Annotated in this window: 12 protein-coding genes; 3 read left to right on the top strand and 9 right to left on the bottom strand. The window is 57.9% G+C overall.

Annotation, left to right across the window (positions count from 1 at the left end; translation table 11 throughout):
• The first annotated feature begins 10 nt into the window (after nucleotides 1-10).
• The 3 genes from NXS97_RS09935 to NXS97_RS09925 all read left to right on the top strand — a co-directional run bounded on the left by NXS97_RS09935 (nucleotide 11) and on the right by NXS97_RS09925 (nucleotide 4,969).
• Nucleotides 11-1,303, top strand: a complete 1,293-nt coding sequence (locus NXS97_RS09935; protein ID WP_014606631.1) for a lysine N(6)-hydroxylase/L-ornithine N(5)-oxygenase family protein — start codon at nucleotides 11-13, stop codon at nucleotides 1,301-1,303.
• A gap of 1 nt (nucleotide 1,304) precedes the next feature.
• Nucleotides 1,305-3,656, top strand: coding sequence for a GNAT family N-acetyltransferase (locus tag NXS97_RS09930; protein WP_116220012.1), 2,352 nt, complete (start codon nucleotides 1,305-1,307; stop codon nucleotides 3,654-3,656).
• Between the two features lie 80 nt (nucleotides 3,657-3,736).
• Complete coding sequence (locus NXS97_RS09925; protein WP_015700995.1) at nucleotides 3,737-4,969, top strand: MFS transporter; 1,233 nt, start codon at nucleotides 3,737-3,739, stop codon at nucleotides 4,967-4,969.
• Nucleotides 4,970-5,006: 37 nt separating this feature from the next.
• On the opposite strand, the gene NXS97_RS09920 is transcribed toward NXS97_RS09925, so the two are convergent.
• From NXS97_RS09920 to atzF, 9 genes are all read right to left on the bottom strand, one after another.
• A complete protein-coding gene (locus NXS97_RS09920) occupies nucleotides 5,007-7,124 on the bottom strand; it encodes a TonB-dependent siderophore receptor (RefSeq protein ID WP_116220013.1) in 2,118 nt (705 codons plus the stop codon).
• A gap of 308 nt (nucleotides 7,125-7,432) precedes the next feature.
• Entirely contained in the window at nucleotides 7,433-8,131 is a 699-nt protein-coding gene (gene urtE / locus NXS97_RS09915) for an urea ABC transporter ATP-binding subunit UrtE (RefSeq protein ID WP_029568447.1), read from the bottom strand.
• Nucleotides 8,132-8,923 carry an urea ABC transporter ATP-binding protein UrtD gene (urtD, locus tag NXS97_RS09910; RefSeq protein WP_014595297.1) on the bottom strand — a complete coding sequence of 264 codons (792 nt, stop codon included), beginning with the start codon at nucleotides 8,921-8,923 and terminating at the stop codon, nucleotides 8,132-8,134. It abuts the gene before it with no gap.
• Nucleotides 8,916-9,992 carry an urea ABC transporter permease subunit UrtC gene (urtC, locus tag NXS97_RS09905; RefSeq protein WP_013024537.1) on the bottom strand — a complete coding sequence of 359 codons (1,077 nt, stop codon included), beginning with the start codon at nucleotides 9,990-9,992 and terminating at the stop codon, nucleotides 8,916-8,918. Before urtC ends, urtD begins: the two co-directional genes overlap by 8 nt.
• The gene (gene urtB / locus NXS97_RS09900) at nucleotides 9,992-11,557 is read right to left on the bottom strand and encodes an urea ABC transporter permease subunit UrtB (protein ID WP_013024538.1); all 1,566 of its coding nucleotides are present in this window, start codon (nucleotides 11,555-11,557) and stop codon (nucleotides 9,992-9,994) included. The genes urtC and urtB overlap by 1 nt, the downstream gene beginning before the upstream one ends.
• A gap of 77 nt (nucleotides 11,558-11,634) precedes the next feature.
• Nucleotides 11,635-12,903, bottom strand: a complete 1,269-nt coding sequence (gene urtA, locus NXS97_RS09895; RefSeq protein WP_064373188.1) for an urea ABC transporter substrate-binding protein — start codon at nucleotides 12,901-12,903, stop codon at nucleotides 11,635-11,637.
• A gap of 30 nt (nucleotides 12,904-12,933) precedes the next feature.
• A complete protein-coding gene (locus NXS97_RS09890; RefSeq protein WP_013024540.1) occupies nucleotides 12,934-13,635 on the bottom strand; it encodes a GntR family transcriptional regulator in 702 nt (233 codons plus the stop codon).
• Nucleotides 13,636-13,644: 9 nt separating this feature from the next.
• The gene (gene uca / locus NXS97_RS09885) at nucleotides 13,645-17,262 is read right to left on the bottom strand and encodes an urea carboxylase (RefSeq protein WP_116220014.1); all 3,618 of its coding nucleotides are present in this window, start codon (nucleotides 17,260-17,262) and stop codon (nucleotides 13,645-13,647) included.
• Nucleotides 17,263-17,268: 6 nt separating this feature from the next.
• Nucleotides 17,269-19,062, bottom strand: coding sequence for an allophanate hydrolase (atzF, locus tag NXS97_RS09880; protein WP_112900235.1), 1,794 nt, complete (start codon nucleotides 19,060-19,062; stop codon nucleotides 17,269-17,271).
• Nucleotides 19,063-19,224: the final 162 nt, after the last annotated feature.

Below are 19,224 nucleotides of genomic sequence, written 5' to 3'. Positions count from 1 at the left end.
GAACGGTGCAATGAACAACCAGATGTATGACTTTATCGGTATTGGTATCGGTCCTTTTAATCTCAGCCTGGCCTGTCTGAGCGAACCGGTTGAGGGGCTGAAGGGGATTTTTCTGGATCAAAATTCGGGATTCGACTGGCACACCGGCATGATGCTGGAGAGTGCGCATCTGCAAACGCCCTTTATGGCTGACCTGGTGACGCTGGCCGATCCCACCAATCCCTACAGCCTGCTCAATTATATGAAACAGAAAGGGAAAATTTATTCGTTTTACATTCGCGAAGACTTCTTCCTGATGCGAAAAGAGTACAACCAGTACTGTCAGTGGGCCTGTTCACAGCTGAGTAATTTACGCTGGAACACGCGCGTAGACTATGTAAGCTACGACGATGCCCGACAGTGCTACTGCGTTCGCTCGGTGGATACGCTCACGGGTCAGCAGCAAGAGTGGCTGGCCCGTAAGCTGGTGCTGGGCACCGGACCCACCGCCTGGCTGCCGGCGTGCAGCCGACCGCACCAGTCGCGTTTCACCCATTCCAGCCAGTATCTGGCAGACAAAGCGGAATTGCAGAAAAAAAGCACCCTCACCGTGCTGGGAAGCGGGCAGAGCGCTGCAGAGATCTATTACGATCTGCTGACGGACATCGATCGGTTTGGCTATCAGCTGAACTGGATCACCCGCGCACCGCGTTTTTATCCGCTGGAATACACCAAACTGACCCTGGAGATGACTTCGCCAGAATGGGTCGACTACTTCCACGCGCTGCCGGGCGAGAAGCGCGATGCGCTGAACGCGCGCCACAAAAATCTCTACAAAGGCATTAACAGCACGTTAATCAACGACATCTACGACCTGATGTACGTCAAGCAACTGGATGGCGCGCTAGACGTTAACCTGTTCACCCATTCTGAACTTACCGGTATGCGCTGGTTGCCAGGCGGTGAATGTGAACTCGCGCTGCATCATCAGGAACAGGATTGTGCTTACACGCGTCGTACTCAGGGCCTGGTCATGGCAACGGGTTATCAGTATCGCCCGCCGATGTTTATCGAAGGCATCAGCCAGCGTCTGCGCTGGGATGAAAAGGGCCGTTACGACGTCCAGCGCAATTACAGTATCGACCTGCACAACCAGGTCTTCGTCCAGAACGCGGAGCTGCATACGCATGGTTTTGTGACGCCGGATCTTGGCATGGCCTGCTATCGCAACTCGGTGCTCCTGCGTGAACTCACCGGGCGGGAAGTTTATCCCGTTGAGCGTCAAATCGCCTTCCAGACTTTCCCGGCCCAAACGGAACACTAATATGTCACAGTCCACACTTTTCACTGCGGCCCGTCCAGCGGGTCAGTTTACCCTTCGTCCCCTGCTGCCCGCTGATGTGAGGCTTATTCACCGCTGGGTCACGCGCGACTACGCCCGCTTCTGGGGAATGCAGGATCACGCGCCAGAGCAGGTCGCCGAATTCTATCAACAGCTGACGGCAAAAGATCCCCATGCGGCGTTAATCGGCTGCTGCGATGGCGAACCGGCGTTTCTTATCGAATGTTATCGTGCCAGTGAGGATGAGGTCGGCAGGCATTATCCCGCCCAGCCAGACGACTACGGCATGCATATTCTGATCGCGCCCGCGGTGACACCGGTCAGCCAGTTTAGCTGGCAGGTGTTCAGCACGGTCATGGACTACATGTTCAGCCGCCCCGAGGTTAACCGCGTGGTGGTCGAGCCGGACGTGCGCAATGACAAAATCCATCGCCTGAATAAACGTGCGGGTTTTCGCTATCAGCACACCATTGATATGGGACATAAAACGGCCTGGTTGGCTTTCTGCCAGCGCGATGATTATCAGCAGGCCCTACTGCAGGATTCACTTATGAATAACACCACACCGCTGTTGAACGGTTCACACCTCACCGGACAAGACTGGCTGCAGGCCAACCGTTTACTGATTCGCAAAGCCATTGCCGAATTCGCGCACGAGAAGCTGATCACCCCTGTTGATGTCGGCAGTGGCCGTTACCAGCTGGCCGTGCCGAATGGCGAATCAGACTATGTTTTTTCCGCACAACGGCTGGCGCTGGACCACTGGGAAATCGATGTGGCTTCCCTGCAAAAACAGGAAAACGGCCAGCGTTTACCGCTGGATGCGCTGCAGTTTATTGAAGAGTTCAATGCCCAAATCGGCATCCCTCAGGCGCTGTTGGCGACCTATATGGAAGAGATCAGCAGCACGTTGTGCAGTAGCGTGTTTAAACTGCAGAAGAACAATCCAGACAGCCAGGCGCTGGTGAAGGCGGACTTCCAGACCCTGGAGTCGTCGATGACGGAAGGGCATCCCTGCTTTGTCGCCAATAACGGCCGTATTGGTTTTGATGCACGCGATTATCTCGCTTATGCGCCTGAGGCGGCGACGCCGGTGAGATTGATCTGGGTCGCCGTGCATCGACGTAATGCTCACTTCTCCAGCATCAGTGAACTGAGCTATGCGCGGCTGTTGCAGGAGGAGTTAGGACAGGCTGCCCTCGACCAGTTCGCCGCTCAACTGGCGAGCAAAGACGTCGTCGCCGAAGACTATATCCTGATGCCGGTCCATCCCTGGCAGTGGCAGAATAAACTGCTGACGGTGTTTGCTGCGGATATTGCTAACCAGGACATTATTTATCTCGGAATCGGTGAGGACCACTATCAGGCTCAACAGTCGATTCGCACCTTCTTTAACCGCAGCCAGCCGCAGAAACGCTATGTGAAAACGGCGCTGTCGGTGCTGAACATGGGCTTTATGCGCGGTCTTTCGCCTTACTATATGGCGACCACGCCCGCGATTAACGAATGGCTGGAAACGCTGGTGGCAAACGATAGCTGGCTCCAGCGCTGTGATTTCCGCATCCTGCGTGAAGTGGCCGCAGTGGGCTATCACAACCGACATTACGAACGCGCGATCAAAGGCGACTCTGCCTACAAGAAAATGTTTGCGGCCCTGTGGCGTGATAATCCGGTCACTGACCTGCAGCCTGGCCAGCGTTTAATGACCATGGCGGCGTTTCTGCATGTCGATCATCAGCAGCAGCCGTTATTACCGGCGCTGATCGCCGATTCGGGGCTGCCAGCGGAACAGTGGATTGACCGTTACCTGAACTGTTATCTCAGCCCGCTGCTGCATTGCTTTTATCAACACGATCTGGTGTTTATGCCTCACGGTGAGAACCTTATTCTGCTGCTGGAAAACAATGTGCCGGTCAGCGCCTACATGAAGGACATCGGCGAGGAGATTGCGGTGATGAATCCGGATGCGGTTCTGCCTGAAAAGGTGCAGCGGCTGGCGGTGGACGTGCCTGAACATCTGAAGCTGCTGTCGATTTTTACCGACGTCTTCGACTGCATTTTCCGCTTTATCAGCGCGATTTTGCATCAGTCTGATACCTTGTCGGAAACCCAGTTCTGGCAGCGGGTGGCGCAGTGCGTCAAGGACTATCAGCAGGCCCATCCGCAGCTTGCCAGTAAGTTCGCCCGCTACGATATGTTTGCGCCCGAATTCACCCGCTCTTGCCTGAATCGCCTGCAACTGGCGAACAATCAGCAGATGATTAACCTGTCCGATCCTGCAGAAAACCTCAAGTTTGCCGGTACGCTGGAGAATCCCATCGCCAAATGGCGGTAACGGGATAATGACCTCCTTTCACATCAGCGCGGTCGCTCAGGCGACCGCGTTTTTTATCGTTTTTCTGGACATTCTACACGATGGCTCTTTTTCAACCGGTCTCGCGCCTCACGCGTCGACATTTCCTGTTCCCCTTATCGCTGGTGTTATTTGAGTTTGCCACCTATCTGGCGCACGACATGATTCAGCCAGGCATGCTGCTGGTCACGCAGGCATTTCACGTGGGTCCGGAGTGGGTCTCCACGTCACTGACCGCTTACCTGATGGGCGGCATGCTGCTGCAGTGGCTGTTGGGCCCGCTATCCGACAAGCTGGGACGACGTCCGGTGCTGCTGGCAGGCGTTGCCTTTTTCATGCTGACCTGCCTCGCAACCCACTGGGTGCAGAGCATTGGGCAGTTTATCCTGCTGCGCTTTCTTCAGGGCATCAGCCTGTGTTTCATCGGTGCAGTCGGTTATGCCGCCATTCAGGAGGCATTTGACGAAGCGCTCAGCGTAAAGATGATGGCGCTGATGGCTAACGTGGCGCTGCTGGCACCGCTGGCCGGGCCGCTGGCGGGCACGGCGTTTCTGGCTGTTGCGGACTGGCGCACGCTGTTTCTGTTTTTTGCCGCCCTGTCTGCTCTGGCATTGACGGGCCTGTGGCTCTCGATGCCGGAAACGGCGGGCGACAGAAACACCTCCGTGTCGCTGAAGTCCCTGGCTGCCGGCTATTACGCCTTGTTAAAAGATCGCCAGGTGATGTGCGGTTCACTGGCCATCGGCCTGGTGACGATTCCCTGTCTGGCCTGGGTAGCGCTTTCTCCCGTTATCCTGATTCACGATCTGGGACTGAGCCGCATGGATTATGCGCTGCTCCAGTTACCGGTCTTTCTGGCGATGATCGCCGGAAATCTGCTGCTGGGGCGGCTTGCCAGCCGTCTGCCGGTTGAACAGCCGCTGCGGCTGGGGGCCTGGCCGATTATGGCGGGTTTGACGGTGGCCGCTGTTGGCACCTTTATCAATGCAGGCAACGCGGCATGGCTGACGGCGGGCCTGAGCCTTTACGGATTCGGCACCGGAATGGTGAATGCCGGGCTGTACCGACTGACATTGTTCTCCAGCCGGGCGGGCAAGGGCAGCGTCGCGGCGATGTTAGGGATGGTCAGTATGGTGGTGTTTGCGCTGGGCATTGAGGCGGTGAAAGCGGCGTACTTCGGAGGCGGAACGGCCTGGTTCAGCCTGATTAATCTGCTGTGCGGGCTGTTATGGCTGGCACTGGTGCGGTCGTTTCTGCGCGAAAAACAGCGGCGACACAGCACCGTAACGGCCTGAGGTGAGACAGGCGGCCAGGTGCCGCCTGTGGGAAGGATCAGAAATCGTAGCCGACGGTGGCAACGATGGTGCGTTCAGCCCCCCAGTAGCAGAAGCCGGTGCCATAGCAGGCGGAGACATAGTCGCGATCGGTCAGGTTATTTGCGTTAACCTGCACAAAAGCCCCTTTCAGGCTGCGGTTCCAGACGCCTAAATCGGCACGTACCGAGGCATCAAACAGCGTGGCGGAAGGCAGACGAGTGGTGTTTTCATTGTCTGCCCACTGCCGACCAATGTAACGGACGCCTGCACCTACGCTGATCCCGGCATCAAACTGGTATTTCGCCCACGCGGAAGCCATCGAGTTGGGCGTCACGTAAGGCGTATGACCGTTGTTACCGTCGATAGAATCTTTGAAGCGCACGTGGTTGAGCGTAAAGCTCGCCAGCGTGCTCAGGCGCGGAGTGAGCTGATTATGGGCTTCCAGTTCGAGGCCCTGAGAGTGCACTTTCCCGGCCGGTTCGTAATAAGAGCCTACCACCACGCGGTTACCCACATCGTTTTGCGTCAGGTCGTACACGGCTGCTGAGTAGAGATCGGACGTGCCCACGGGCTGGTATTTAATCCCGGCCTCGTACTGCTCAGACGTGGTCGGCTTCAGCAGGTTGCCGTCCTGTCCGGAAAGCGATTGCGGCGTAATGGCCTGACTGTAGCTGGCATACGGAGAGATACCGTTATCAAATGCATAGAGCAGCGCCGCGCGACCGCTGACGTGATCGTCTTGACGACGATATTGCGTATCCGTGCTGTACTGTCTGTTTTCAGACACGATCCGATCGTAGCGGCCGGAGAGATCCAGATGCCACTTGTCCCATTTCATCTCATCCTGCAGATACATACCGGTTTGGTAGTAACGGCGCTGTGAGTTCTGGAATACGTAAGCCGGATTCGTCCCCACGGCCTTGCCTGTCAGCGCATTAAGCTGACTAGCTAAGCCACTGGCATCACGCAAATCATTGGTGTACTGATGATATTCCGCGCCCAGTACGACCTTATGATCTACCGGACCCGTGGCAAAATCGGCTTCCAGTTGATTATCGATCGCGTACGCATTCAGTGAAGAACGTGAACCGGAATAGTAGCGATTAAGCAGTTCAGACTGCGGTGAATCCCAGCCAGCCTGATAAACCTGATCCAAATCGACATTAGAGTGGGAATAGCTGGCATTGGAGCGGAAGGCCCAGGTTTCATTAAAGCGGTGAGCGAACTCCGCGCTGTAAATTTGCTCGCGACGTTTGAACTGATCCAGTGTGCTGTCGCCGTCATAAAAACCGGTGCTGAGCTTACGTCCGTTATGCTCGGTTATGCTGCCATCACCCGGCACGGCGCTGTGATAGCCACCGGAAGGATCCTTCTGCAGATAGGCGCGTAACAGCAGTGACGTATCTTCATCCGGTTGCCACAGCAGCGAGGGCGAAATCGCATATTTTTCTTCGCGGGTATGATCGTACTGCGTATCGCTGTTGCGCGTGATGCCGGTCAGACGAAAAGCCCACTGATCGTTGATCGCGTTGGTGTAATCAAATGCGGCGCTGTTGGTGTTATGGGTGCCGGTGGACAGACGGAAATGTCCTTCAGGCGCGTATTGAGGACGCTTAGAGGTCTCCATCACTAAGCCACCGGGAACGGTTTGGCCATACAGGGCAGAAGAGGGGCCTTTGATCACGTCAATGCGTTCCAGGAACCAGGGATCAACCTGCAGCACGTTGTAGCTGCCCGGATCGCTCATCAGCCGCAGGCCGTCCAGGAAAATATTATCCACGTCGCCGCCGTGGAAACCGCGCAACGATACCGTATCGTAGCGGGTGGCCGCACCGGCGAAGTTCGTAAAGGCGCCCGCGGTGTAATTCAGCGCCTGATTCACATCCATCGCACCCTGATCGTCCATTTGCTGGCGCGTGATCACCGAGACTGACTGCCCGGTGGTGATCAGCGGACGATCGGTCTTGGTTGCGCCTTTACTGACGGTCGCCGTATAGCCTTCTGTCGGGGTTGTCGACGTTTCTTCGGGCTTTGCTGTGACCACCAGCGTGTTGGCGGCAAAGGTCACTGCAGGTGTGGCAATGGCGATGGAACACAGCAACGCTAACCGTTTCCGGCAGAAAGGCATTCTCATTGTTTATCCCTTACAAATGGTAGATACGCCGCTCCCGACAGAAGAAAGGAGCGAAAATTGGTGTTAAGAACAGGTTATTTACATTGAATGCAAATGAGAATTATTGCCTTTACTGTTAATCATTACAAGATGTCTACTGCGTTATTGTTAAAGAAATTGCAGGCTAACGGGGTAAACACGCGTGGAACGTGCGTCAGGGAAGCCTTTTCGGGCAGGTTGTATCGGGCGGGGCGAGGGAGAAACATTCAACACGCTTCACGTACAACGTGAAGGCAGGCCAGGCGATCTGGCCTGCCGGGGAGGAGATGTCAGATGGCAACCAGACCGCGCACGTTATCCGCCTCCATGTCACTGCCACGACCGCGCTGGATAATCTCGCCGCGCGACATCACCAGATAGCTGTCGGCCAACTCAGCGGCGAAATCATAGAATTGCTCAACCAGCAGAATCGCCATATCGCCGCGCTGCGCCAACTGACGGATCACCATGCCAATCTCTTTGATCACCGACGGCTGGATCCCTTCCGTCGGCTCGTCGAGGATCAGCAACTGCGGACGACTTGCCAGCGCGCGACCAATCGCTAACTGCTGCTGTTGTCCCCCGGACAGGTCGCCTCCGCGCCGCGACTTCATGTCGAACAGCACGGGAAACAGCTGATAGATCTCATCAGGCACCTGTTTGGCCTGTGAGGCGGAGAAGCGGGACAGGCCCATTAGCAGATTCTCCTCAACCGTGAGACGGGGGAAAATTTCGCGGCCCTGTGGCACGTAAGCGATGCCGGACTGCACGCGCTGATGCGGCTTGCGCGTCCCGATCGGCTTGTCCTGCCAGCGTACCTCACCCGATTTGGCCGGAATCAATCCCATCAGGCATTTCAGCAGCGTGGTTTTGCCCACGCCGTTACGGCCCAGCAGGCAGGTGATTTCGCCTGTTTTTACCTCAAAAGACAGGCCGCGTAGAATATGGCTGCCACCGTAATACTGATGCAGTTCAGATACCTGTAACATTTAGCGCCCCAAATAAACGTCGATGACCTGCTCGTTGGCCTGAACCTCGCGCAGCGAACCTTCCGCCAGCACCTTGCCTTGATGCAAAACCGTGACGTAGTCGGCAATGGTTTCCACAAAGCCCATGTCGTGTTCAACCACCATGAGTGAGTGTTTCCCTGCCAGGCTACGGAACAGCTCGGCGGTATAGTCGGTTTCCGCATCGGTCATGCCGGCCGCAGGTTCATCCAGCAGAAGCAGGTGCGGCTCCTGCACCAGCAGCATGCCGATCTCAAGAAACTGTTTCTGTCCATGCGACAACAGGCCCGCCTGGCGGTGACGCGAACCCGTAAGCCGCAACAGGACGAGGACCTCGTCAATCCGATCCCGCTGCTCGCTGTTAAGCCGTGCGCGCAGGCTGGCCCAAACGGTTTTGGTGGTTTTCAGGGCAATTTCCAGATTTTCAAACACCGTCAGCGCTTCAAACACCGTGGGTTTCTGAAATTTGCGTCCGATACCGCGACGGGCAATCTCAACGGGGGAGTGGCTGGTCAGGTCATTATCCTGATCGTAAATGACCCGGCCCTTATCCGGTCGTGTTTTACCGGTAATCACATCCATTAGCGTGGTTTTTCCAGCGCCGTTAGGGCCGATCACACAGCGCAGTTCGCCCACGCCTATCTGTAAGGACAGATCGGACAGGGCGCGAAAGCCATCAAAAGAGACGGTGACGGCTTCCAGTTGCAGCACCGGATCGCGCTGAACACGATGACGATCGGCGGGAAATGATTGGGTATACGGGTGCTCAGTCATCTTTTCTCCGGCGGAGTAAGCCAATCACGCCACGCGGCAGAAACAGCGTGACCAGAATAAACATCATCCCCAGAAAGAACAGCCAGTACTCGGGGAAGGCAACGGTAAACAGGCTCTTCGCGCCGTTAACAATCGCGGCGCCCAGCAGCGGGCCAATTAAGGTGCCGCGTCCACCCAGTGCGACCCAGATAGCGGCTTCGATGGAGTTGGTGGGGGACATTTCACCAGGATTAATAATGCCGACCTGAGGCACATAAAGTGCGCCCGCCATGCCGCATAACACGGCGGACAGCGTCCAGACGAACAGCTTAAAGCCACGGGGATCGTAACCGCAGAACATCAGACGGTTTTCCGCGTCGCGGACCGCCGTCAGCACCCGGCCGAATTTACTGCGTGCCAGGACAAAACCCAGGCCTAAACTGACTAACAGCAATATCACCGTCGCGACAAACAGGCCGATGCGCGTGCCCGTGGCGGTAACATTAAAACCCAGCAGGGTGGTGAAGCCGGTAAAGCCGTTGTTGCCACCAAAGCCGGTTTCATTGCGGAAAAACAGCAGCATGCCGGCATAGGTCAGCGCCTGGGTCATGATGGAGAAATAAACCCCTTTGATTTTCGAGCGGAAGGCGAAAAAACCAAAGACCAGCGCCAGCAGGCCGGGAACCAGTACAATCAGGCACAGCGCCCAGGCAAAATGCTGGGTGCCCGCCCAAAACCACGGCAGCCGATCCCAGGAGAGAAAGGCCATAAAGGCCGGTACGCCGTCGCCCGCCGCCTGGCGCATCAGGTACATGCCCATCGCATAGCCGCCCAGAGCAAAAAACAGGCCGTGTCCCAGAGAGAGTAAACCGGCATAACCCCAGACCAGATCCAGCGCCACCGCGACCACCGCATAGCACAGAATTTTACCCACCAGGGTTAAGGTATAGGTCGATATCGCCAGCGGATGGGTGGCCGGCAGCAGCGCCAGAAATGGCATGATCAGCAGCATCAGCGTAACCAGTGCGCCAATACCCAGCGTCAGGCGCGGGGCCTGACGAGCCAGACGTAAGGAGATGGGTTGCGTCATTAGTCAGTCACCCTTCCTTTCACCGCAAATAACCCTTGCGGACGTTTTTGAATAAACAGCACGATCATGACCAGAATCAGGATTTTCCCCAGCACCGCGCCGATTTGCGGCTCCAGCACTTTATTGAGAATGCCCAGCCCCAGCGCAGCCACGACGGTGCCGGCCAGTTGCCCCACACCGCCGAGCACCACCACCAGGAAAGAGTCAATAATGTAGCCCTGGCCCAGTTCCGGTCCGACATTTCCCAACTGGGACAGGGCCACGCCGCCCAGCCCGGCGATGCCGGAGCCCAGGCCAAAAGCCAGCATATCGACTCGGCCTGTTGGCACGCCGCAGCAGTCGGCCATGGCCCGGTTTTGCGTTACCGCCCGCACGTTCATCCCCAGCCGCGTGCGGTTCAGCAGCAGCCAGGTCAGGATCAGCACAAACACCACGAACAGAATGACCGCAATACGGTTCCAGGGCAGAACCAGATTCGGCAGCACCTGCAATCCGCCGGACAGCCAGGCGGGGTTCGCAACCTCAAGGTTCTGCGCGCCAAACAGCATCCGCACCAGCTGAATCAGCATCAGGCTGATGCCCCAGGTGGCTAACAGGGTTTCCAGTGGACGGCCATACAGGTGACGGATAATGGTGCGCTCCAGCGCCATACCGATAACCGCCGTTAACCCAAAGGCGACCGGGAGCGCCAGCAGCGGATACCAGCCGATGTAATGCGGCGCGAACTGCTGAAACAGGTTTTGCACCATCCAGGTCGCGTAGGCACCCAGCATCAACATTTCCCCGTGCGCCATATTGATCACGCCCAGCAGGCCGTAGGTAATCGCCAGGCCCAGGGCGGCAAGCAGCAGTATCGAACCCAGCGACAGGCCGCTAAACGCCTGGCCCAACAGATCGCCCCACATCAGGCGGCTTTTAATCTGTTGCAGGCTTTCTTTTGCCGCCTCGCGTACGGTTTCATCGGGCTCCACTGTGGGCTGGGTCAGCCGTTGCAGGCTGGCCTGGGTGTTAGGATCGCCGGACTCGCCCAGCAGTTTCACCGCCCGCAGCCGAACCATGGGTTGAGGGCTGGACAGTTGCAGGCTGGCCGCCGCCATCGCCAGCGCGGCATGCACGCGCGCATCCTTTTCGAGGCTCAGGCGTTGCGTAATCAGCGGGAGAAGATCGGCGGCGGCGTCATTTTGTAACTGCTGTGCCGCACTCAGGCGTACGCTGGCGTCGCTGCTCACCAGTTGATGTGCGGCGAGCGCACTGGCGACCAGCACGCGCAACCGGTTATTCATAAACAGTTTTTTTAGCGCGCCCTTCGGCTGTGATGACGTATCCAGCGGCTGGAGCCCATTACCGGTTTGGCTAAAAGGATGACGATCCTGATCCGTGACCACGGTTTCGGCTTTCAGCGCCTGAAGCAGCGGCAACCGGCTGACATCTGGCGCAGCGGCCCACTGTTGCAGCAATTCCGCCTGCTGAGCGCGGCTCGCCGCGGCGAAGTCGGCCGCCGGTCCGGCGCTGGCAAACAGCGGCAGGAGCAGCAAAAAACTAAAGAAACACAGGCGAAGCGTCATGGGAGAGCCTCATCAAATAGGCGATCATAGGAAGTCCTTACTGCCGCCCCACAGAGGGATCAGGGGCGGCACCTGTCTTACTGAGACGTTTTCATCGGGTGATCGGGTTTTTTGTCATTACCGGGGATATACGGGCTCCAGGGTTGGGCGCGTACCGGTTTGTCGGTTTGCCAGACCACGTTGAACTGACCGTTTTCTTCCACTTCGCCAATCATCACGGGTTTATGCAGATGGTGGTTAGTCTGATCCATCGTCAGGGTAAAGCCATCCGGCGCTTTAAAGGTCTGACCGGCCATTGCGGCGCGCACCTTATCCACGTCGGTGGTGCCCGCTTTTTCGACGGCCTGCGCCCACATATGGATCCCTACGTAGGTCGCCTCCATCGGATCGTTCGTCACAACGCTGCTGGCATTCGGCAGGTTATGGGCTTTGGCATAAGCACGGTAATCGGCGACAAATTTGGCGTTGGTCGGGTTATCCAGCGATTCGAAGTAGTTCCAGGCGGCGAGCTGGCCGACCAGCGGTTTGGTATCAATTCCACGGAGTTCTTCTTCGCCCACTGAGAACGCCACCACCGGTATATCGGTGGCTTTGATGCCCTGATTCGCCAGCTCTTTGTAAAACGGCACGTTGGAATCCCCGTTGATGGTGGAGACCACCGCGGTTTTCCCGCCTGCGGCGAACTTCTTGATATTGGACACGATGGTCTGGTAATCGCTGTAGCCGAACGGGGTATAAACTTCTTCGATGTCTTTATCCTGTACGCCTTTGGTGTGCAGGAAAGCCCGCAAAATTTTGTTGGTCGTGCGGGGATACACATAATCTGTTCCCAACAGGAAGAAGCGTTTCGCGCCGCCGCCATCCTGGCTCATCAGGTATTCCACTGCCGGAATAGCCTGCTGATTAGGGGCTGCCCCGGTGTAGAAGACGTTCGGTGACATCTCTTCACCTTCATACTGTACCGGGTAGAAGAGCAGGCCGTTCAGCTCTTCGAAGACCGGCAGCACGGATTTTCGTGATACCGAGGTCCAGCAGCCAAACACCACCGCAGTTTTGTCCTGGGTCAGCAGCTGGCGCGCCTTTTCGGCAAAGAGCGGCCAGTTTGAGGCGGGATCCACCACCACCGGTTCGAGCTTTTTACCCAGCACGCCACCTTTCGCATTGATTTCATCAATGGTCATCAGGGCGACATCTTTCAGTGGCGTTTCGGAAATCGCCATAGTGCCGGAAAGCGAGTGCATAATACCCACTTTGATGGTGTCAGCCGCCTGGGCGTTCCATGAGAATCCCATACCTGCAACGGTAGCGGAGAGTGCAAAAGCCTTGAGCAATGAACGTCTTTTCATCAATGTTAAACCCCTGGTTAGATGGATGCGTTATTCGATGGGTTGGAGCCTGGCCTGCTGTAACATATGGATCGTGATCTTCCTGACCTCAGCCTTACTGGCGGCAATGTGTTCGCTCAGCATCTGCTGGGCTTTGCCGGTCTGCTGCAAAAAAATGGCCTGTAAAATTTGCGCGTGCTCGCGATACGTCGCCGCGATCCTGTCTTCGCGGGTAAAATCGAGACGACGAATAATGCGGATCTTCTCGGTCAGTTCAGCGTGAATACGCGCGATCTCACTGTTGCCTGCGGCGGCGACCAGCGTCATATGAAAGGCCTCATCGTGCTGCGACACTTTCTTGCCGTCATCCAGCCGGGCGGCCTCACACCAGAACTGATAAAGCTCGCGCAGCCGGGCGGCGCACTGCGCCGAGGGCAGTTCGCACAGACGCTTCACGGCTTCGCACTCCAGTACCGTGCGCAGATCGTACAGCTCTTCGAAATAGGCAAAATCGAAGGTTTTGACCTGCCATCCGCTGCGAAACCACACATCGACATAGCCTTCACGCTCCAGCCAGAACAGTGCCTGCCGGACTGGCGTGCGGCTGACCGCCATACGTTCAGCAATTTCACTCTCGCTGAAGCGGTCACCGGGCATCAGGCGAAACTCAAAAATGTCGTTTTTCAGCGTCTGGTAAACACGTTCCGCCAGGGCTTCCGGACGCGCTTTATTACGGGGTAAACGGGTTGTCATCGGCTCTCCTTATTCCAGCCACAGCAGCGTATCGCCAGGGCTGACGGCGCGCCCTGCCTGACAGGCGATGCGTTTCACCCGACCGGCGCAGGGGGCTGCAATCGCCAGCTCCATTTTCATTGCCTCAACAATCACCAGCGTCTGACCCGCGCTGACGTCATCCCCGGGCTGTACCAGCACTTTCCAGATATTGCCGTTCATATCTGCCTGCACCGCGTGCGCGCTGTCATCTTCAGCGGCGGTATGAGGCGTGATATCTGGCGGAGAGGCGATCTCCTGTTCCTCCTGCGACCAGCGTGTGACTTCCTGCTCGAAAGCCGCTGCCTGACGCTGGCGAAACGCCGTGATGTCCTGAGCGTTATCCGCCAGGAATTGTTGGTGAGCGGCAAAGTCAAATTCAGTTTCGTCAATACGCAGCGCGGCGCGACCTTCGCGGAAATCGTCACGTAACTGCGTCAGCGCCTCTTCCGTTACGGGATAAAAGCGCACCTGATCGAAGAAGCGCAGCAGCCAGGGTTCGCCTGCAGTAAACTGCGCATTTTTGAGGAACTTGTTCCAGATAGGTAAGGTACGGCCCACCAGCTGATAGCCGCCGGGCGAGTCCATGCCGTAAATGCACATATACATCCCGCCGATGCCGACGGTGCCTTCTGCCGTAAAGGTACGGGCCGGGCTGTATTTGGAACTCAGCAGGCGGTGACGGGGATCGACAGGCACGGCGCAGGGCGCGCCAAGGTACACATCCCCCAGCCCTAAAATCAGATAGCTGGCCTCAAAGATCGTGTCGCGGACCTGGTCGCGGCTGGTTAATCCGTTAATGCGCTGAATAAAATCGACATTATTTGGCAGCCAGGGCGCGCTGGCACGCACGGTTTCTTTATAGCGTTCCACCGCACCGAGCGTCGCGCTGTCTTCAAAGGCCATCGGCAGCCAGACGATGCGTGACGGAACTTTCAGGTGACTGACATTGCCGAGCATCGCTTCCCGTTCCAGCAGCACGTTCATTAACTGCGACTGGCTCAGGACCAGGCTGTCGTAGCGAATTTGCAGCGAGCGTACGCCGGGAGAGAGCTCTTCGATCCCGGTAACAGGCTGAGCACGCAGCGACTCCATTAACAAATGCACACGCAGACGCAATGCCAGATCGAGGACGTTGTCGCCATATTCGATGAGGATGTATTTATCACCGGCCTGGCGATAGACCGCCCTGGGGGAGGTTTCCGTGGCGGCGACAGCGGCGAGCAGGGTGCCGGAACCAAAGCGGTTTTCAGCCAGCGAGGGGACGTCAAACGCGGGCGCAGAGTGGGGCCGCAGTGTGGCAATCACCTGCTTCTGAGCCTGTTCCCGCGCGGTCGCTTCCTCTACGCTGATGGGGTGAAAACGGATGCTGTCACCAGGTTTAACCTGACCGACTTTCCACAGCTCGGCTTTGGCTATCGTTACCGGGCAGACAAAGCCGCCAAGGCTGGGGCCGTCGTGGGTGAGGATCACCGGGAAATCACCGGTAAAGTTGACTGCGCCGATAGCATACTCGCAGTCATGTACGTTGGAAGGATGCAGACCGGCCTCACCGCCGTTAGCGCGAGCCCAGCTCGGTTTTGGCCCGACCAGGCGTACGCCAAGGCGGTTTGAGTTGTAGTGTACCTGCCAGTCGCTGGCAAAAAAGTCGTCGATGGCGGCCTGGGTGAAGAAGTCAGGTGCGCCGTGCGGCCCGTACAGCACGCCAATGTGCCATTCGTTCGTGTAGGTCGGTATCAGCGCCGGGCTGAGCGCCTGGGGCGCGCTGATCGGGGCCGGTGTGGTGCAGGCGGCCAGCAGCGGCTGGGAAACCGGCAGCATATCGGCAACCCGCAGCGTCCGCCCCGCGTGCCCGCCAAACTGACCGAGCGAGAAAGTGGAGCGGCTGCCGAGGTATTCCGGTACGTCAAACCCATTACGGATGGCCAGGTAACAGCGACAGCCTTGCAGCGCGCGGCCCAGCGTGAGCGTTTGTCCCGCATTGACCGTGACAGGCTGCCAGTTTGCAACGGGTTCACCATCCAGCATGGCGGCGCAGTCAGCGCCGGTCAGGGCAATTGTCGTCGCACAATGAAAACGCAGCGTCGGGCCCTGTAAGGTAAATTCCAGTCCTGCTGCGGCCTCATGATTGCCGACGATACGGTTAGCCAGCCGGAAAGCATAGTCGTCCATGGGGCCGGAGGGCGGTACGCCGATATCCCAGTAGCCAAGGCGGCCCGGAACGTCCTGCACGGAGCTAAAGGTGCCGGGCTGCAGAACTTCCACCACCGCGGCCGACGGTGTGAAATCATCCAGAAAACCAGTCCAGACGTTGCCGCTCTGGAAGGCGTCGGTGGCGATGACCTGCCGCAGGTAATCAAGATTGGTTGCGATGCCGTGCAGTTGAGTGGCATTAAGCGCGCGTTGCAGTTTGGTCAGCGCGGCGTCCCGGGTTTCAGCATGAACGATCAGCTTGGCGATCATGGGATCGTAGTAGCTCGATACGTCGCTACCGGTGCTGATTCCACTATCGACGCGCACATCCTCGGGAAAGTGCACATGGGTTAAGACACCGGGACAAGGCTGAAAATGTTTAAGCGGATCTTCAGCGTAGAGCCGGACTTCGATCGAGGCGCCCTGAGGTGCCTGCTGCAGGCGCGGCCAGTCGATCGCTTCATCGGCAGCCACGCGCAACATGCACTCGACCAGGTCAAGACCCGTGACGCATTCGGTGACCGGATGTTCAACCTGCAGGCGGGTATTGACCTCCAGGAAATAGAAGGCGTCCTGCTGCGCATCGTAAATGTATTCGACGGTGCCCGCGCTGCGGTAATTGACCACCTCGCCCAACCGGACTGCCGAGGCGAGCAGCGCATCGCGGGTTGCAGCGGGCAAACAGGGAGCGGGCGTTTCTTCTACCACTTTCTGGTTGCGGCGTTGCAGAGAGCAGTCGCGCTCGCCCAGAGCGACCACGGTGCCTTTGCCGTCGCCAAAGATCTGTACCTCAACATGGCGGGCATGATCGATGCAGCGCTCAAGAAATACGCCTGCGTCGCTGAAGAACTGTTCGCCAAGCCGGCGCACGCTCTCCCAGGCATGCCGGAGCGCCTCGGCATCCGCGCAGCGCGTCAGGCCGATGCCGCCGCCCCCGGCCGTGCTTTTTAACATCACCGGATAACCAATATGGCTCGCGGCGGCCAGGGCGTCATCCAGCGAGTCGAGCAGCGGCGTGCCTGGCGTCATGGGAACACCGGCGTGCGCTGCCAGTTCACGGGCACGGTGCTTTAAACCGAACTCACCAATTTGCTGCGCTGTCGGTCCAACAAATACGATGCCGGTCTCCTCACAGGCGGCGGCAAACGGCAGGCTTTCAGAGAGAAAACCGTAGCCCGGCCAGACAGCCTGGGCGCCGCTTTCCTGCGCGGCCGCCAGAATTTTATCAATGCGCAGATAGCTGTCGCTGGCTTTGTCACCGCCCAGACAAATAGCGATATCGGCATCTTTGACATGTTGCGCGTTACGGTCGGCATTGGAAAAGACCGCGACGCTGGTAATGCCCAAACGTTTCAGGGTACGGATAGCGCGGCAGGCAATTTCGCCACGATTGGCAATCAGAACGGTGCTGAACATGATTGATTAACTCTCCAGAGAAGCGAGCCAGTTACGCCAGCCGCCGAATTCGGTAATCTCCAGCGCGTGCGTCAGCGCGGAACCTTCACAAATAAACCCTTTCACCACGCGACCATCGGCAAGCGTGAGGCTGCCAATGCCTAGGGGTTGTGGGATTTCGGCCACGAATTCGCCAAAGCGCGCCAGGGGGATATCCCAGAGCTCGACGGCGATGGCGGCGCCCTGTTCCGCCCGCATCAGTCCCGGCTTTTTGACCGGGCCATCCAGCAGGGCAAACAGGCGATACTGGCTGGCCGTCTGGGTCTCTTCTACCCGGACGGCCTGGCGTTGCGTGAGCTGAAAGTTAAGTGGCATGCCGGTCAGGTGCGCGCCCACGACCGCAAGACGAACATGGTCGTCCGAAGGGGGAAGCGGCGCAGGTTCAGCGGGTTGGGCCTTGCCAGTGGCGCCGCGCGGCAGGGCCATAGCCTGCTGCCAGCGCAGGCCAAACTGCGCCAGCGCGCGGTCATGCCAGGCGGGGGCGATGAGCGTAATGCCCGCGGGCAGATCGTCGTTTCTGAAAGGGGCGGGCAGCGCCAGTGCGGCAAGATCGGCCAGATTGGTAAAGTTGGTGTAAGTACCAAAATGTGAGTTGTAAATCACCGGCTCCTGCTGCATCTCATCCAGGGTATAGATCGTGGGGGACGTGGGCACGACCAGCGCATCAAACGGCGCCAGAGCCTGCTGAATCTGGCGCGCCAGCCGGGCGCGCAGGTATTCGGCCTCAAAGGCCTCGACGGCACTGTATTTCAGACCCGTCGAGATAATGCTGTGCACCACCGGATCCATCTTCTCCGGGTGGTTGAGCATCTCGCCTACGGCAGCGGTGCGCTCCGCCACCCACGGGCCGTAGTAGAGCTGTTCGGCGAGCTGCATGAAGGGGGTGAAATCAATCGGATGCAGCGTGGCGCCGCTGTCCTGCAGTGCGGTCAGCGCGGCGTCCCAGGCCGCTTCGGCAGCTGCATCATCAAAAAACACGGGGGCGGCAGGAATTGCGAAATCAGGATGGGATTTCATGCCCGCGGGCGCCGTACGAGGATGAACGCGCGAGTAGGCATCCTGAGCATCGTATCCTCCCGCCAGGCTGGCGACGCGAAACGCATCGTCCACCGTCAGCGCAAAGACAGAAATTGTGTCGTTCAGGCGGCAGGCAGGAACGACACCGCGCGCAGACAGCCAGCCCTTGGTCGGTTTCAGACCGACAATATTGTTGAAACCGGCGGGCACCCGGCCAGAACCGGCGGTATCGGTACCCAAAGAGAACGCCACCAGCCCTCGAGCCAGTACCGAGGCCGATCCCGAACTGGAGCCGCCGCTTACAAAGTCCGGGTCGAAGGTGTTACATACCGCGCCGTAAGGTGAACGTGTACCGACCAGTCCGGTAGCAAACTGGTCGAGGTTAGTTTTCCCCATCACCACCGCGCCCGCCGCTTTAAGCTGTGCCACCACAAAGGCATCCTCGGCGGCGATATAACGGAATGCAGGGCAGGCTGCCGTTGTCGGCCAGCCAGCCACGTCAATGTTATCTTTCACGGCAAAGGGAACACCGAACAGTGGAAGGGCATCCGGATCCTGCTGGTAACGCGCCAGGAGCGGCTCAGTTTGCGCCACTAACTGGGCGGGAGTGGCAAGACAGATCCACGCATTATCGTCTGGATCCAGCTCAGAAAGGTGTTCAGCCAGCAGCGTGTGAACCTGCTCCGGGTGTTGCCGAACGCGTTGCTGCCAGTCATTAAGGGTCAAACCGAATGTCGAAGCCATGCAGTGAATTCCAACAGGTATACAAGATGGGATTCAACAGAGCAAAGGACGTGCCAGAATTTTAATGCCATGAATCAATGAGATAATTCGAACAGCCATAAGAAGATGTGATGATAAAACGCACAGTTGTCGCGCAGGCAGTGTGACATCAGGGTGCGTTAA

The organism is Pantoea sp. B623 (assembly GCF_024814475.1).
Classification (GTDB): Bacteria; Pseudomonadota; Gammaproteobacteria; order Enterobacterales; family Enterobacteriaceae; genus Pantoea; species Pantoea ananatis.
The sequence above is the reverse complement of the archived record's forward strand: the minus strand, read 5'-3'. Positions and strand labels throughout refer to the sequence as shown.

What these genes read in the sequence shown, in the direction of transcription:
- urtD (WP_014595297.1), bottom strand. Translation starts at nt 8,923, where the DNA reads ATGACTGAGCACCCGTATACCCAATCATTTCCCGCCGATCGTCATCGT.
- urtA (WP_064373188.1), bottom strand. Translation starts at nt 12,903, where the DNA reads ATGAAAAGACGTTCATTGCTCAAGGCTTTTGCACTCTCCGCTACCGTT.
- NXS97_RS09930 (WP_116220012.1), top strand. Translation starts at nt 1,305, where the DNA reads ATGTCACAGTCCACACTTTTCACTGCGGCCCGTCCAGCGGGTCAGTTT.
- atzF (WP_112900235.1), bottom strand. Translation starts at nt 19,062, where the DNA reads ATGGCTTCGACATTCGGTTTGACCCTTAATGACTGGCAGCAACGCGTT.
- NXS97_RS09935 (WP_014606631.1), top strand. Translation starts at nt 11, where the DNA reads ATGAACAACCAGATGTATGACTTTATCGGTATTGGTATCGGTCCTTTT.
- uca (WP_116220014.1), bottom strand. Translation starts at nt 17,262, where the DNA reads ATGTTCAGCACCGTTCTGATTGCCAATCGTGGCGAAATTGCCTGCCGC.
- NXS97_RS09925 (WP_015700995.1), top strand. Translation starts at nt 3,737, where the DNA reads ATGGCTCTTTTTCAACCGGTCTCGCGCCTCACGCGTCGACATTTCCTG.
- NXS97_RS09920 (WP_116220013.1), bottom strand. Translation starts at nt 7,124, where the DNA reads ATGAGAATGCCTTTCTGCCGGAAACGGTTAGCGTTGCTGTGTTCCATC.
- urtE (WP_029568447.1), bottom strand. Translation starts at nt 8,131, where the DNA reads ATGTTACAGGTATCTGAACTGCATCAGTATTACGGTGGCAGCCATATT.
- urtC (WP_013024537.1), bottom strand. Translation starts at nt 9,992, where the DNA reads ATGACGCAACCCATCTCCTTACGTCTGGCTCGTCAGGCCCCGCGCCTG.
- urtB (WP_013024538.1), bottom strand. Translation starts at nt 11,557, where the DNA reads ATGACGCTTCGCCTGTGTTTCTTTAGTTTTTTGCTGCTCCTGCCGCTG.
- NXS97_RS09890 (WP_013024540.1), bottom strand. Translation starts at nt 13,635, where the DNA reads ATGACAACCCGTTTACCCCGTAATAAAGCGCGTCCGGAAGCCCTGGCG.